The sequence below is a fragment of the Paracidovorax avenae ATCC 19860 genome (assembly GCF_000176855.2).
Taxonomy (GTDB): domain Bacteria; phylum Pseudomonadota; class Gammaproteobacteria; order Burkholderiales; family Burkholderiaceae_C; genus Paracidovorax; species Paracidovorax avenae.
In genome coordinates this window covers 141,232-155,975 of the sequence record NC_015138.1, presented here as the reverse complement: position 1 = coordinate 155,975, position 14,744 = coordinate 141,232, and the positions used below count along the sequence as shown (strand labels likewise).

Annotated in this window: 12 protein-coding genes; 9 read left to right on the top strand and 3 right to left on the bottom strand. The window is 70.5% G+C overall.

Annotation, left to right across the window (positions count from 1 at the left end; all coding sequences use genetic code 11):
• The first annotated feature begins 41 nt into the window (after positions 1-41).
• Positions 42-1,778 (top strand): ABC transporter permease, encoded by a 1,737-nt coding sequence (locus ACAV_RS00700; RefSeq protein WP_013592658.1) that lies wholly within the window; start codon positions 42-44, stop codon positions 1,776-1,778.
• 35 nt (positions 1,779-1,813) lie between these two features.
• Positions 1,814-3,133 carry an ABC transporter ATP-binding protein gene (locus tag ACAV_RS00695; RefSeq protein WP_013592657.1) on the top strand — a complete coding sequence of 440 codons (1,320 nt, stop codon included), beginning with the start codon at positions 1,814-1,816 and terminating at the stop codon, positions 3,131-3,133.
• Positions 3,134-3,492: 359 nt separating this feature from the next.
• Here the strand turns inward: ACAV_RS00695 and ACAV_RS00690 are convergent, their stop codons facing one another.
• On the bottom strand, positions 3,493-4,545 hold the full coding sequence (locus ACAV_RS00690; RefSeq protein WP_013592656.1) for an MBL fold metallo-hydrolase: 1,053 nt from the start codon (positions 4,543-4,545) through the stop codon (positions 3,493-3,495).
• Positions 4,546-4,644: 99 nt separating this feature from the next.
• Between ACAV_RS00690 and ACAV_RS00685 the strand changes: the two genes are divergently transcribed.
• On the top strand, positions 4,645-5,268 hold the full coding sequence (locus tag ACAV_RS00685; RefSeq protein ID WP_013592655.1) for a TetR/AcrR family transcriptional regulator: 624 nt from the start codon (positions 4,645-4,647) through the stop codon (positions 5,266-5,268).
• Here the strand turns inward: ACAV_RS00685 and ACAV_RS00680 are convergent.
• Positions 5,253-6,173: a LysR family transcriptional regulator ArgP gene (locus tag ACAV_RS00680; RefSeq protein ID WP_013592654.1), complete on the bottom strand. Its 921-nt coding sequence runs from the start codon at positions 6,171-6,173 to the stop codon at positions 5,253-5,255. The two genes, ACAV_RS00685 and ACAV_RS00680, sit on opposite strands and share 16 nt — an antisense overlap.
• Positions 6,174-6,268: 95 nt before the next feature.
• Here ACAV_RS00680 and ACAV_RS00675 point away from each other — a divergent pair, with 95 nt between their 5' ends.
• From ACAV_RS00675 to ACAV_RS00650, 6 genes are all read left to right on the top strand, one after another.
• Positions 6,269-6,919 (top strand): LysE/ArgO family amino acid transporter, encoded by a 651-nt coding sequence (locus ACAV_RS00675; protein ID WP_013592653.1) that lies wholly within the window; start codon positions 6,269-6,271, stop codon positions 6,917-6,919.
• Complete coding sequence (locus tag ACAV_RS00670) at positions 6,916-7,311, top strand: ACT domain-containing protein (protein ID WP_013592652.1); 396 nt, start codon at positions 6,916-6,918, stop codon at positions 7,309-7,311. The genes ACAV_RS00675 and ACAV_RS00670 overlap by 4 nt, the downstream gene beginning before the upstream one ends.
• 81 nt (positions 7,312-7,392) lie before the next feature.
• The gene (locus tag ACAV_RS00665; protein ID WP_013592651.1) at positions 7,393-7,935 is read left to right on the top strand and encodes a gamma carbonic anhydrase family protein; all 543 of its coding nucleotides are present in this window, start codon (positions 7,393-7,395) and stop codon (positions 7,933-7,935) included.
• Positions 7,936-7,977: 42 nt separating this feature from the next.
• Positions 7,978-9,033 carry a GGDEF domain-containing protein gene (locus ACAV_RS00660; RefSeq protein ID WP_013592650.1) on the top strand — a complete coding sequence of 352 codons (1,056 nt, stop codon included), beginning with the start codon at positions 7,978-7,980 and terminating at the stop codon, positions 9,031-9,033.
• A gap of 100 nt (positions 9,034-9,133) precedes the next feature.
• The gene (locus ACAV_RS00655) at positions 9,134-11,047 is read left to right on the top strand and encodes a B12-binding domain-containing radical SAM protein (protein ID WP_013592649.1); all 1,914 of its coding nucleotides are present in this window, start codon (positions 9,134-9,136) and stop codon (positions 11,045-11,047) included.
• A gap of 195 nt (positions 11,048-11,242) precedes the next feature.
• Complete coding sequence (locus ACAV_RS00650) at positions 11,243-13,111, top strand: methyl-accepting chemotaxis protein (RefSeq protein WP_013592648.1); 1,869 nt, start codon at positions 11,243-11,245, stop codon at positions 13,109-13,111.
• 56 nt (positions 13,112-13,167) lie between these two features.
• On the opposite strand, the gene ACAV_RS00645 is transcribed toward ACAV_RS00650, so the two are convergent.
• Positions 13,168-14,595 carry an AsmA family protein gene (locus tag ACAV_RS00645; RefSeq protein ID WP_244875514.1) on the bottom strand — a complete coding sequence of 476 codons (1,428 nt, stop codon included), beginning with the start codon at positions 14,593-14,595 and terminating at the stop codon, positions 13,168-13,170.
• Positions 14,596-14,744: the final 149 nt, after the last annotated feature.

Here is a 14,744-nt window from a genome sequence, read left to right as displayed (position 1 = left end):
AGGACCGGCTACCCTATGCGCCCTTTCCGTTTCCGCACACCATGAAAAACCAAGCGTCCCGCGAATTCTTTCCACGCCAGGTCGTGGATGCCGGCCCCAACCGCTGGGACTGGGCCCTGCTGCCGCTGGTGCTGGCGGGCGTGGTGCTGCTGGCGTATGGCGCGGCGCAGATGGCCCGGCCCTTCGAGATGGGCGACGTGATCCCGCTCTCGCTGGACCCCTGGCAGCTGCCGTATTACCTGCTGCGCACCACGCTGCGCATGTTCATCGCGCTGGGCGCATCGCTCATCTTCGCCTGCGTGTTCGCGGTGCTGGCGGCCAAGTACCGGCTGGCCGAGCGGGTGCTGGTGCCCCTGCTGGACATCCTGCAGTCCATTCCCATCCTGGGATTCCTGTCCATCACCGTGACAGGCTTCATCGCCCTCTTCCCGGGCAGCCTGCTGGGCGTGGAATGCGCGGCCATCTTCGCCATCTTCACCTCGCAGGCGTGGAACATGGCGTTCAGCCTGTACCAGTCGCTGCGCACCGTGCCGGCGGAGCTGCAGGAGGCCGCGCGGGTGTTCCAGCTCTCGGGCTGGCAGCGCTTCTGGCGGCTGGAACTGCCCTTCGCGATGCCCGGCCTGCTGTGGAACATGATGATGTCGATGTCCGGCGGCTGGTTCTTCGTGGTGGCCTCGGAGGCGATTTCCGTCTCGCACCAGGACATCAAGCTGCCCGGCGTGGGCTCGTACATCGCCATGGCCATCGAGGCGCGCGACCTGCCGGCGATCGGCTGGGCCATCGCCTGCATGCTGGTGGCCATCCTGCTGTACGACCAACTGCTCTTCCGCCCGCTGGTCGCCTGGGCCGACAAGTTCCGCTTCGAGGAAGGCAGCTCCGATGCGGCCCCCCGCTCCTGGCTGCTGGACTGGCTGCGCCGCGCCCGCGCCACGCAGACCGTCGCCGGCTGGTGCCAGCGGCAGCTGGGCCGCACGCTCACGCTGTTCAAGCGCAGCCACGACGGCACCTCGATCCGCGCCCGCCCACCCGCGCCCTCGGCCCGCGCCGAAAGGGTATGGGACGCGGTGCTGGCCGCGGGGGTGCTCTTCGCCATCGCGCGGCTGGTGCAGTTCGTCCACACGGAGGTGGGCTGGCACGAGGTGGTGCACGTGTTCACCCTGGGCGGCTACACCCTGGTGCGCGTGATGGTGCTGATCGCGCTGGCGGCCGTGGTGTGGGTGCCCATCGGCGTGTGGATCGGCATGAATCCGCGCTGGGCGGGCCGGCTGCAGGCGGTGGCGCAGTTCCTGGCCGCCTTCCCGGCCAACCTGTTCTTTCCCGTGGCCGTGATGCTGGTGGTGCACTGGAAGCTGAACCCGGACGTGTGGCTGTCGCCCCTGATGATCCTGGGCACGCAGTGGTACATCCTCTTCAACGTGATCGCGGGTGCCTCCAGCATCCCCAACGAACTGCGCCTGGCCGCGCAGAACCTGGGCCTGTCGGGCTGGCTCAAGTGGAAGCGCTACCTGCTGCCCGCCGTGTTCCCCAGCTTCGTGACCGGCGCCATCACCGCCAGCGGCGGCTCGTGGAACGCCAGCATCGTGGCCGAGTACGTGACATGGGGCGACACCACGCTGCAGGCCCGGGGCCTGGGCAGCTATATCGCGCAGATGACGGCCACCGGCGACTTCCCGCGCATCGCGCTGGGCATCGGCGCGATGGTGGTCTTCGTGATGGGGCTGAACCACTTCCTGTGGCGACGCCTCTACCGTCTCGCAGAAGACCGCATGCATTTCTGACCCGCCCCGAACGCTGAACCCAACGCACCGCTGCCATGACGCAATCCATCATCGAACTCCACGGCGTGGGCAAGACCTTCCGCTCTTCCGACGGCCGCGAGCGCCCCGTGCTGCAGAACGTCGATTTCACGCTGCGCGAGGGCGAGATCGTCGCCCTGCTGGGGCAGTCCGGCTCGGGCAAGAGCACGCTGCTGCGCATCATGGCGGGCCTGGTGCCGGCCGACGAGGGCGACGTGCGCTACCGTGGCCAGCCGCTGCACGGGCCGGCGCGCGCGATCAGCATGGTGTTCCAGTCGTTCGCGCTCTTTCCCTGGCTGACGGTGCAGCAGAACGTGGAACTGGGCCTGGAGGCGCGCGGCGTGCCGCAGGCCGAGCGCGCCGCGCGGGCCGAGGCCGCCATCGAACTCATCGGGCTGGCGGGCTTCGAAGGGGCGCTGCCGCGCGAGCTCTCGGGCGGCATGCGCCAGCGCGTGGGCATCGCCCGCGCCCTGGTCACCCAGCCCGACGTGCTGCTGATGGACGAGGCCTTTTCCGCGCTGGACGTGCTGACCGGCGAGCGCCTGCGCGAGGACATCCTGCAGCTGTGGCGCAGCGGCAGCATGCCCACCAAGGCCATGCTGGTGGTCTCGCACAACATCGAGGAGGCCGTGATGATGGCCGACCGCGTGCTGATCTTCGCCAGCGATCCGGGCCGCATCCGCTGCCAGCTGTCGATCCAGCTGCCGCGCCCCCGCGATCCGGACAGCCACCACGTGCGCGCGCTGATCGACGAGGTCTATGCGCTCATGACGGCCGGCGCCACGCGCCACGCGTCCACGGCCGGTGGTGCGGCGGCCGAGCCGGCGCCGGCCACGCTCACCGATCGCCTGCCCGCCGCCGACGTGGCGCGCATGGACGGCCTGCTGGAACTGCTGGCCGAGCCCCCCTTCGACGGCCGCGCCGACCTGCCCCGGCTGGCGGAGGAAACCAGCCTCACCGACGCCGAACTGCTGCCGGTGGCCCATGCGGTGTCCCAGCTGGGCCTGGCGGCGCTGGCGAGCGGCGACCTGCAGATCACCCCGCTCGGGCGGCGCTATGTGGAAGGAGCCCACGGCCTGCGGCAGCAAATCTTCGGCCAGCAATTGCTGGCCCATGTGCCGCTGGTAGCGCACATCCGCCACAGCCTGGAGCAGGAGCCGGCGGGCGAACTGCCGGACGCCCCCTTCCTGCGCCTGCTGAGCGAGCAGCTCGACGCCCAGGAGGCCGAGAGCGTGCTGCGCACGGCCATCACCTGGGCGCGGCATGGCGAGGTGTTCGAGTACGACTTCCGCACCGGAGTGATGCGGCTGCCTACAGGGGAAGAGTCCCCCCCCTGAGTCGCCTTCGGCGCCTTCCCCCCAGGGGGACGACGCTGGTGGCCCGGCAAAGCCGGTTCCACGGCGTCTGCTGGCATGGCCTGCTCCGCGGCCCTCTGACCGGAGGTACCACCGGCTTCAGCGTAGCGCTCAAGAGCCAGTGCTTGCCAGTTCCTGAATGGCAGCCACGCCAGGCGGCGTGGATTGGACGGACCTCGCCTGGGCGGATCGATCCGGTATCGCGCCGACGGTAGGCGCAGGGTGGCCGGACGCGGCAAGGCGCACGGGAGGCCTCCCGCTGCCGGCCGGCGCGGGGTGGCCGTACAGGAGGCGCCGGATGGAGATGACGCGGCTGAGCATGGTCGATGGTCTCCGGTCGGTCAGGAAGCGGCGGGCGCCGCGGCATCGCGCCACCAGGGTTGGGTGGCGGCGGGGGAGCGGATGTCCACGCGCTCGCCCATGGCGGGCGTCAGCAGCGGCACGCCGCATGCGGCGGCCAGCGCGCCGATGCGCTCGAAGGGCTCGGTCCAGGCATGGAAGGACAGGTCGAACGTGCCGTTGTGGATGGGCAGGCAGTGGCGCCCCCGCACATCCAGGTGCGCCTGCAGGCTCTGCTCGGGCTGCATGTGCACGTCGGGCCAGTCGGTGTTGTAGGCGCCGGTTTCCATCAGCGTCAGGTTGAACGGGCCGTAGCGCTCGCCGATGGCGCGGAAGCCGTCGAAGTAGCCGGAATCACCGCTGAAGAAGACCCGGGTGCTGCCCGCGATCAGCACCCACGATGCCCAGAGCGTGCGGTTGCCGTCGGACAGGCCCCGCCCCGAGAAATGCTGCGCCGGCGTGCAGACCAGCTGCACGCCGGCGAAGGTGGTGCCCTGCCACCAGTCGAACTGCCGCACCTTGTCTGCCGGCACGCCCCAGCCCACCAGGCGGTCGCCCACGCCCAGCGGGGCCATGAACTGCTCCACCTTCGGCACCAGCGCGAGGATGGCCGCACGGTCCAGGTGGTCGTAGTGGTCATGCGAGAGCACCACGCCCCGCAGCGGCGGCAGGTCTTCGATCCGCAGGGGCGGCGCGTGGAAGCGCCGGGGCCCTGCGAACGGCACGGGAGAGGCGCGCTCCGAGAACACCGGGTCCGTCAGCCAGAAGCCGCCCTGCAGCTTCAGCAGCACCGTGGAATGGCCCAGCCGCCACAGCGACATGTCGGGCGCGGACAGCAGCGCCTCCCGCGTGAGCGCCCGCACCGGCACGGGGCGGTCGGGCACCGTATCTGCCGGCTTGCCGAATGCCATGCGCAGCATGACCTGCAGGCCTTTGAGCCAGCCCATGCGGCGAGGCCGGGCCGCGTTGCGAAATCGGCCGTCGGCCGATGCCGGAAGCCGCAGGGGGGACGGTTCGATCGGGGCGGCGTGGCTGTAGGCGGAAGGACGGGCCATGGCAGTGGAGGAAGAATGGGAAAAAGACGCACTACGAAGTGCACTGCACAGTGTAGTGTTGTTCCGGGAAAAGTAAACCGTGCGGTGTAAAATTTCCGTATGACAGCTACCGACGTGCTCCCCCGCCTGACCGACCGCAAGCGCGAAGCCATCGTGCAGGCGGCCATCGCGGAGTTCCGCGAAAGCGGTTTCTCCGGCACCAGCATGGACCGCGTGGCCGCCGCCGCCGGTGTATCGAAACGCACGGTCTACAACCATTTCCCCAGCAAGGACGAGCTGTTCTCCGCCATCCTCGACCAGCTGTGGAACCGCAGCCACGCGCTGCCCGACCTGCGCCACGACGCCGGCCGGCCGCTGCGGCAGCAGCTGCTGGAGCTGATCGGCGGCAAGATGCAGCTCTTCAACGATCCGAGCTTCATGGACCTCTCTCGCGTGGTGATGGCCGAGATGCTGCACACGCCCGGACGCGCCAAGGCGATGGCCGAGCGCCTGTCCTCGAGGGAAGAAGGCCTGCCCGCCTGGATACGCGACGCGCAGGAGGCGGGCCGCCTGCGCGCCGATGCCGATCCGCTGTATGCCGCGCACCTGCTCATGGGCCAGCTCAAGACCCATGCCTTCTGGCCGCAACTCCTGCTCGGCCAGCCGCCGCTGGACGCGGATCAACAGGCCCAGGTGCTGGCCGACGCGGTGGACATGTTCCTGGGTTTCTACGCCCGCGGCTGAGGCGGCGGCGCGGGGCCCAGCACGCGGCGCGCCGCCTCCATCGCACTGCGGGCCAGGCGCTCCAGCCGCGGCGGCTGCTGCCGCCAGCCGTGCCAGAACAGGGCGAGATCGATGGCGGCGTCCGGCAGCACATCCACCAGTTCCCCCCGTTCCACGGCCCCCGGAATCTGCAGCTCGGGCACCATGCCGTAGCCCAGCCCGCAGCGCACCGCGGCCACGAAAGGCTCGGATGCCGGCACGTAGTGGCTGGGGCATGCACTGGCCTGCAGGCCGAAGGCCTGGCGCAGGACCTGTGCCTGCAGGGCATCCTTGCGGTTGAAGACCACGACCGGCGCCCGGCGCGCCGAGGAGCGCGTGATGCCGCGCGGGAACCACTGCGCCGCGAACGCGGGCGACGCCACCAGCCGATAGCGCATCGTTCCCAGCGGTTCGGCCACGCAGCCGCGCATGGCCTCCGGCTGCACGGAAACGCAGGCATGCACCAGCCCGGCCTCCAGCAGCGCATGCGTGTGCTCCTGGTCGTCCACCATCAACTCCAGGGCGATGCGCTCGCGCTGCAGGGCGGGCGCCAGCGACGGCAGGAGCCAGGTGGCCAGCGAATCCGCATTCACGGCCAGCGCGACGGGAGAAAACGCCGCATCCCCGCCATCACCGGCCAGGTCCGCCAGCAACTCACGCTCCATGGCCCGCGCGCGCTGCAGGTGCTGCAGCAGTTGCCGCCCGGCCCGCGTGGCGCGGCAGGGGCGGCCACGCACCAGCAGCGGCTGGCCGAGACGGGTTTCCAGCGCACGCACCCGCAGCGACACCGCCGAGGGCGTCAGGTGCAGCGCGCCGGCGGCCTGCTCGAAACTGCCGGCCTCGGCCACGGCGAGGAAGGCTTCACACTGTCTTGAATCGAGGTTCATGGCGGCTTGGGACGGCTTTATTGAGGAATTCTCGGCCTGGCCGATGAATAAGCAAGTCTGGCTCAATTTTGGCAATACGCCCGCAGAATTCCGGCATGTGGTGGACAACTTCCTTCCTGCAGGGCCTGGGTACCGGCGCGGGCCTCATCATCGCGATCGGGGCGCAGAACGTGCACGTGCTGCGCACGGGCCTGCAGCGCCGGCACGTGGCGCTCACGGCATGGACCTGCATCGCCGTCGATGCCGTGGCAATCGCTGCCGGCGTGGCGGGCATGGGCCTGCTGATCCAGGGGCAGCCCCTGCTGATCGGCGCGGCCCGCTGGGGCGGTACGGCCTTTCTCGCCTGGTACGGCCTGGCTGCGGCGCGGCGTGCCCTGCGGGGCGGCGCCCGGGTGGCGGACGGCGCAGGCCGGGACGGCATCGGCCCGGCCCGGCGCACGGGCACGCGGCAGGCCCTTGCCGCCGTGCTGGCGGTGTCGCTGCTCAATCCGCACATGTATCTGGATACGGTCGTGCTGCTCGGCGCGCTGGGCGGACAACGGCCGCCACCCGAGCGCGCGGCGTTCGCGGCCGGGGCGATCGCCGCCTCCACCGCATGGTTCCTCTCGCTGGGCTTCGGGGCCCGGCTCCTGTCGCCCTGGTTCGCCCGGCCTTCGGCCTGGCGCGCGCTCGACGCCTTCGTGGCGGCCGTGATGCTGTCTCTGGCCGCCTTCCTCGCCTTCACGCCCCTCCCCTCCGCACCATGACCCGTCCCCGCATCACCCTCGCCCCCCTCCCCTCGCGCTACGCGGTGGCGCGCCTCGCACCCTCGTCGGCATTCCCGGACTGGGCGGACGGCGATGGCTTCGTCTCGGTCACGCGCACCTCCGAGGAGCTGTCGGTGGTCTGCCTGCAGGAGCGGGTGCCCGCCCACGTGCAGGCCGAGCGGGACTGGAAGGCGTTCCGTTTCGTCGGCCCGTTCGCCTTCGGCGCCACGGGGATCGTGCTGTCGGTGATACAGCCGCTTTCGGAAGCGGGCATCGGCGTGTTCGTGGTCTCGACCTTCGACGGCGACCACCTCCTGCTGCAGGAGCGTGATGCCGCCGCCGGCCAGGCCCTGCTGCTGGCAGCGGGCCATACCGTCCTGCGGGAAACCTGAGCCCCCGGCTGCGGCGCGGCCCGGCGTGCCTTACGCTCCGGGCCACGCCCTTCGTTTGCCGGCCCCGGCCGTTTTCAGCCCATGCCTCTTTCCCCCTATCTCGACGCCACGCCCACGACGGACGAAGGCGTGTTCATCCATGCCTCGGCCCAGGTGATCGGCGACGTGCACCTGGGGCGGGACGCCTCCGTCTGGTGCAACGCCGTGCTGCGCGGCGACGTGCACCGCATCTCCGTGGGCGAGGGCTCCAACGTGCAGGACCTGAGCATGGGCCATGTGTCCCACCGCCACCCGGGCAAGCCGGACGGCTCGCCCCTGGTCATCGGCAGCCACGTGACCATCGGACACTCGGCCATCCTGCACGGCTGCCGCATCGGCGACGAGTGCCTCATCGGCATGGGCAGCATCGTGATGGACGATGCGGTCATCGGCGACCAGGTGATGCTCGGCGCCGGCAGCCTGGTGCCGCCGGGCAAGATGCTGGAGCACGGCTCTCTCTACATCGGCCGGCCCGCCGTGCGCCAGCGTGCGTTGACTCCGCAGGAGATCGCCTACCTGCGCTACTCCGCGGAACACTACATCCGGGTCAAGAACAATTACCTGGCCACGCCGCCACGGGGCTGAGCGCTCGACAGGCCCATGCGGATCATCTAACCTCCGCCCCGCATGACACCCCTCCTCGAGCAACTGTCCGGCTCGGTCTCCACGGCGCGCACCCTGGAGGACCTCACGCGCCCGCTGCTGGAGATGCTGTCGATGGTGACGGGGCTGGAATCCACCTACCTGACGTCCATCGACGAGGCACAAGGCACCCTCCGGATCCTGCACGCGCGCAATTCCGGCACGCTGCAGATCCCCGAAGGCCTGGTCACCTCCTGGGACCAGACGCCCTGCAAGCGGGCGCTGGACGAGGGCCTGCGCTACGCCAGCGACATTTCGAGCCGCTGGGCGGACCTGGCGGCCGTGCGCGACCTGGGCCTGCGGGCCTATGCCAGCATGCCCGTGCGCACTGCGGACGGCCGGCTGTGCGGCACGCTGTGCGCGGCCAGCACGCGGGCCCGGCCGTCCACGCCCGAAACCGAGCACATCCTCACCCTCTTCGCCCACCTGATCGGCCAGCAGATCGAACGCGAGCGGCTGATCGGGGAACTGGTCTGCGCCAACGAACGGCTGGCCCGATACGCCGCGACCGACGCACTGACGGGACTGCAGAACCGCCGGGCGCTCATCGAGTCGCTCACGCGGCTGCTGTCGCAGGGCCGGCGCCGGCACGTGGAGGTGCTGGTGGCCTTCATCGACCTGGACCGCTTCAAGTCGATCAACGACCGCCACGGGCACGAGGTGGGCGACCAGTTCCTGGTGGCCATCGCGCAGCGGCTGCGGGCGGTGCTGCGCGAGGAAGACGTGGTGGCCCGCATGGGGGGTGACGAATTCGTCGTGGCAGCCCTCGGCACGCAAGCCGGAGATGCGGTGCACTGCCCGCAGGAGTCCTTCCGAGAGCGCGTCGCCCAGGCCACGCAGGGACGATTCGTCCTTCCGGACGCCACGCTCGATTACGAAGGTGCCAGCGTGGGCGCCATCGCCGTGCCGCCGGAGCAGCCGCTCACGGCCGAGCAGGCCCTGGACCGGGCCGACCGGCAGATGTACGAGGTCAAGCAGGCCCGGCGGCTGGCACGGCAGGCCCCGGTACCGGCCGGTGAAGGACCGGCCCCCGGCCCCTGAGCCCCGACCTCCACCACCCGGTGGAGATGCCGCAGTGCCCCCTGGCCGGCACGCCGCGCGGCACGCCGGGATAATCGGGGCCCCCTGTCCCACGTTTTCCATGCCCGATTCCGCCTGCCGTGTTCTGGCCGTCATCCCGCCGATGACGCAGCTCAACACGCCCTACCCCTCCACCGCCTACCTCACGGGCTTTTTGCGCTCGCGCGGCATCGCGGCCTTCCAGGAAGACCTGGCGCTGGCCCTGGTGCTGCGCCTGCTCTCGCCCGAAGGACTGAAGGAGGTGGCAGAGCGGGTGCAGGCGATTCCCCCGAAGCGGCGCAGCCCCGCCGTGCAGTCCTTCGCCAGCCAGCAGGACCGGTATCTGGCCACCATCGGCCCGGCCATCGCGTTCCTGCAGGGGCGGGACAGCACGCTGGCGCACCGCGTCGCCGGGCGCCACTACCTGCCCGAAGGGCCGCGCTTCGCCTCGCTCGATGTCTATGTCGATGACGAAGGCGGCGATCCGCTGGGCTGGGCCTTCGGCGCCCTGGGCCTGCAGGACAAGGCCAAGCACCTGGCCACGCTCTACCTGAACGACCTGGCCGACGTGCTGCGCGATGCGGTGGACGAACGCTTCGAGTTCGTACGCTATGCCGAATCGCTGGCCGGCAGCCAGCCCACCTTCGACCCGCTGGCCGATGCCCTGGGCGCCCCTCCCACGCTGGTGGACGACCTGCTCGCACAGCTCACGCACGAGGCCATCGGGCGCCACCAGCCCACGGTGGTGCTGCTCTCGGTGCCGTTCCCGGGCTCGGTCTATGCGGCCTTCCGCATCGCCCAGGCCATCAAGGCGCGGCATCCGCACATCGCCACCGTGCTGGGCGGCGGCTTCGTGAACACCGAGCTGCGCGAGCTGTCCGATCCGCGCGTGTTCGACTTCTTCGACTACGTCACGCTCGATGCCGGCGAGCGCCCGCTGCTGGCGCTGCTGGAACACCTGGAAGGCCGCCGCGGCAGGCAGCGCCTCGTTCGCACTTTCGTGCGCGATGATGCCGGCGCGGTGCAGTACGTGAACATGATGGAAGCCGACGTCGCCTTCGCCGAGGTCGGCACCCCCACCTGGGACGGCCTGCCGCTGGACCGCTACCTGTCGCTGCTGGACATGCTCAACCCCATGCACCGGCTCTGGAGCGACGGCCGCTGGAACAAGCTCACCGTGGCGCATGGCTGCTACTGGAAGAAGTGCAGCTTCTGCGATGTGGGCCTGGACTACATCGGCCGCTACGAAGGCGCCAGCGCCCAGGTGCTGGCCGACCGCATCCAGGCCATCGTCGCCGAAACCGGACAGACGGGCTTCCACTTCGTGGACGAGGCCGCGCCCCCGAAGGCGCTCAAGGCGCTGGCCACCGAACTCATCGAGCGCAATGCCGGCATCAGCTGGTGGGGCAACGTGCGCTTCGAGAAGACCTTCACGCCCGAGCTGGCCGGGCTGCTGGCCGATTCGGGCTGCATCGCCATCTCCGGCGGGCTGGAGGTGGCGTCGGACCGGCTGCTGCAGCTGATGAAGAAAGGCGTCTCCGTGGACCAGGTGGCGCGCGTGACCCGCGCCTTCAGCGACGCCGGCATCCTTGTGCACGCCTACCTGATGTACGGTTTCCCCACCCAGACCGTGCAGGACACGGTGGACGCGCTGGAATACGTGCGCCAGCTGTTCGCCAACGGCTGCATCCAGAGCGGCTTCTTCCACCGCTTCGCCTGCACCGTGCATTCGCCCGTGGGGAAGAATCCGGCGGAATATGGCGTGACGCTCGCCCCCTTGCCGCCCGGCGGCTTCGCGAAGAACGACGTGGCCTTCATCGATCCGACGGGGGTGGACCATGATGCGCTGGGCGCGGGGTTGAAGAAGGCGATCTACAACTACATGCACGGCATCGGGCTGGAAGAGGACGTGCGAACGTGGTTCCCGTTCCACGTCCCGAAAACCACCGTGAACCGGCGCCGGATCGAGCGCGCGCTAGCTGGCAGCCAGGCCTGATTCCATCGTTCCGGCCGATGCGCACACACGTCAGGTGCGCCCATTGCCCCGGAAGCTGCGGGCCCACTGCAATGGCGCCCTGCAGACCGTTGCGTTTTGTCACATACTCCCGGAATGTCATGGCTCCGCGCGAAAATGCGTGTCTGCGCCGGTTTCCACCTGGCCGAGTCCCCGCCCCGAACTGAAAGTTCCCCTATGCAATTCCTCCGCCGTCTCACCCTGGGATACCGGCTGGCCCTGGGCTTCGGCCTGCTGCTGCTGCTGCTGGCCATCGTCACCGGAATGGGCATTGCCCGCATGTCTTCGCTCGACCACACGTCACAGCAGCTCACGTCCGAGTACTACGCCAAGGCGAGTGCCAGCCAGCGCATGAGCTACCTGGTGCTGGACATCGCCCGCGCCGCACGGAACATCATCATCCTGGAGGATGAGGCGCAGATGGCGAGCAACAAGGCCGTCATCGACAAAAGTACCGCCGAGTTCGCCGACACGATCGCCCGGCTGCGGCAGATGGAAACATCGCCCGCAACCCGCAGCCTGATCGACACCACCGAAGCATCGAGCAAGGAATACCTGGCGTTCACCGCCGACGTGACCAGGCTGGGGCTCAGCAACCAGAACATCGAAGGGCAGAAACTGCTTTTCGGCCCGCGCTACAAGATCCAGGGCGAACTGCTCGGCCACCTGGCACAGCTCGTGAAGCAGTACGAAGGCGAAATGCAGCAGGCCAGCGTTCAGGCCCATGCCACTTTCGTGCAGTCCGCCACCATCCTCGGCGTGGTCGCCGTGATCGCCGTGCTGGTGGGCGTGGTGGGCGCCATCCTGATCACGCGTTCCATCACCGGGCCGATGTCCCAGGCCGTGGGCCTGGCCCAGGCCGTGGCCGAGGGCGACCTGACCCGCACGATGGACGATACCGGCCGCGACGAGGCCGCCCTGCTGCTGCACTCCCTGCAGACCATGAACGGAAACCTCACGCGCGTGGTGCACCAGATCCGGCAGGCGAGCGACTCCATCGCCACCGGCTCCTCGCAGATCGCCAGCGGCAACGCAGACCTCTCCCAGCGCACCGAGTCGCAGGCCTCCAGCCTGCAGCAGACGGCTGCCTCCATGGAGGAAATGAGCGCCACCATCCGCCAGAACGCGGATACGGCACGCACGGCCAGCCAGCTCGCCTCCACCGCCAGCCAGGCCGCGAGCCGGGGCGGCGATGTCATGGGCCAGGTGGTCGCGACCATGCAGGACATCTCGGGCAGCTCCAACAAGATCGCCGACATCATCGGCGTGATCGACGGCATCGCCTTCCAGACCAACATCCTGGCGCTGAACGCGGCCGTGGAAGCCGCCCGTGCCGGTGAACAGGGCCGCGGCTTCGCGGTCGTGGCCAGCGAAGTGCGCGCGCTCGCGGGGCGCAGCGCCGAGGCGGCCAAGGAAATCAAGAACCTCATCGGCCAGAGCGTGGAGAAGGTCGGCACGGGCACGCGCCTGGTGGACGAAGCCGGCGCCACCATGTCCGACATCGTGCAGCAGGTGCAGCGCGTGAGCGACCTGATCGCCGAGATCGACGCCGCCACGCGCGAGCAGAGCGAGGGCATCGGCCAGGTGAATTCGGCCGTGTCCCAGCTCGACCAGGCCACGCAGCAGAACGCCGCGCTGGTGGAGGAATCCGCCGCCGCAGCCGGCAGCCTGCAGCAGCAGGCCGTGCGCCTGACCGAGGCGGTGGGCGTGTTCCGGCTCTCGGGCATGGCCGAGCGCGCTGCGCCTGCGCCAGCCCCCGTCCACGCCGCTGCTGCCACGCCCCAGGCCATTCCGGCACGCCCGGCAGCACGGCCTGCACCGGCCGCCTCCCCGGCCCTGGGTGCCCGCAAGGCACCGGCTGCGCAACTGGGCAGCACGCCTGCGCCCCCGGCCAGGCCCGCACAGCCGGTGCAGCGCGCGTCCAAGGCGCCCGCCGGCCCGGCCGCGGCGGCGCCCAAGGCACCGGCCCTGCCGGCAGCGGCACCCAAGCCCGCCGCGAAGCCGGCCGCACACAGCAACGCCGACGACGACTGGACCACGTTCTGAGTTCCCCCTGGACCAGCCAGCGATGATGGGGCGCCTTCGGGCGCCCTTTCTTTTTTCTAGTCCGGATCCCGCCGTACCGGCGGCAGGCGGCGTGGTGCCGGCGGCTCCTGCCTGTCTTCTCCGCCGAAGATGCGCCGCACGGTTTCGCCGATGCGCGCGCCCAGGGCCGTGCCCACGCCGGGGGCAACCACCGTGCCCACCGCGGCGCCAGCCAGTGCGGCGGGCGGCAGGCTGAGCGTGGGGTCCTTCACCGTGCCGCCGAATTCCAGCGGTACGCCCACGACGCCATCCACCAGGTCCACCGCCACGTGGCCGCTCACGCGCTGGTTCTGGACCACGGCATCGCCGGTGGCGGTAAGCACCCCGGAAGTCGCCTTCAGGTCGCTGTAGCGCACGATGGTGCCGCCGGCATCGGCCTCGGTGCGCACGATGCCCGTCAGGCTGTCGAGTTGTGTCGTGCCGCCCTTGTCGCTGCCGGCGCTGCGGATGGCGGCCTCGAGGTCGAAGGTCAACAGTTTCGCCCGGGCCACCGTGAAGGACGTGCGCGTCTGGAGCGCCCGCATCGCTGCGGCCGGGTCGTCGCCTTCGGCGATCAGGTCGGTATGACCGCTGGCCTGGCCCGACACGATCGATCGACGCTCGAAGGCATCCATGACCCCCACCACATCCACCCCGGAGAAATCGAGCGAGCCGGTCACCCGGTAACGCTCGCCGAATTCCTGCAGCCGCAGTTCGCCGCGCTCGGTGCGCCCGCCGGCCGTCACGTCGGCGCGCCAGCGGTCTTCGCTGCCCTCGCGTTCGATGGCCAGGCGCGCGGGCGGCGACGCGCCCTCGCGCTCCAGCAGCCCGTGCGCGGGCCGCCATGCGGCCCCGAAATCCACGGAGCCGCCGTAGGCCAGGTCGCGCCCCTGCCGGCCGATCCAGCGCACGCCCTGCCATTCGGCGCGCTCCACCGGCACCTCGGCGAGCGTGAAGGGCCCGAAGCTGGCCGGGCCGTCCTGCCCGGCATCGCGCACCTTGAACTGCGAGAGCGACAGTTGCGGAACGGCCGCGCCCTCCAGCCGCAGCCGCGCCAGGGCGAGCCGCAGGCGCAGCAGGTCGGACCAGCGCGCATCGGCCACGATGCGGTCCGCCGAGACGGGTGCCTCCTGCTCGGTGTGCACGCCGTGCAGCACCAACCGGGGCGAGGGCAGCAGATGCCATTCGAGCCGGTCCACCACCACGGGCACGCCCAGCAGATCGCCAGCGCCGTCACCGGCGCGCCGGGCGAGTTCCTCGTCGGACGGCAGCCACCACCACAGCGCGGCTCCCGCCGCCAGCACGATGACGCCCGCGACGGCCACGCCGCCCAGCGTCCATCGCAGGGCCCGGCCCCAGGCCGGACGGGCGCCGGGGCGCGGGCCGCCGCCCGGTGCGGCCCGGGCAGCGGGCACAGGGGCGTCGGCCGGAGCGGCGGACGAAGGGGAAGAGGAGGACGTGGGCACGCTGCGCGATCCAGATGGCAGGTCACCTTACCGCAGCCATTGCGTGGCACGGGTCGTCCCATTCCTACGCCCGCGTGGGCGGGCGTCGCCAGCGCCTACACTCGCCACGCTTCCCTGCCCGCCCGGAACACCAGCACGCCAGCCCCCAA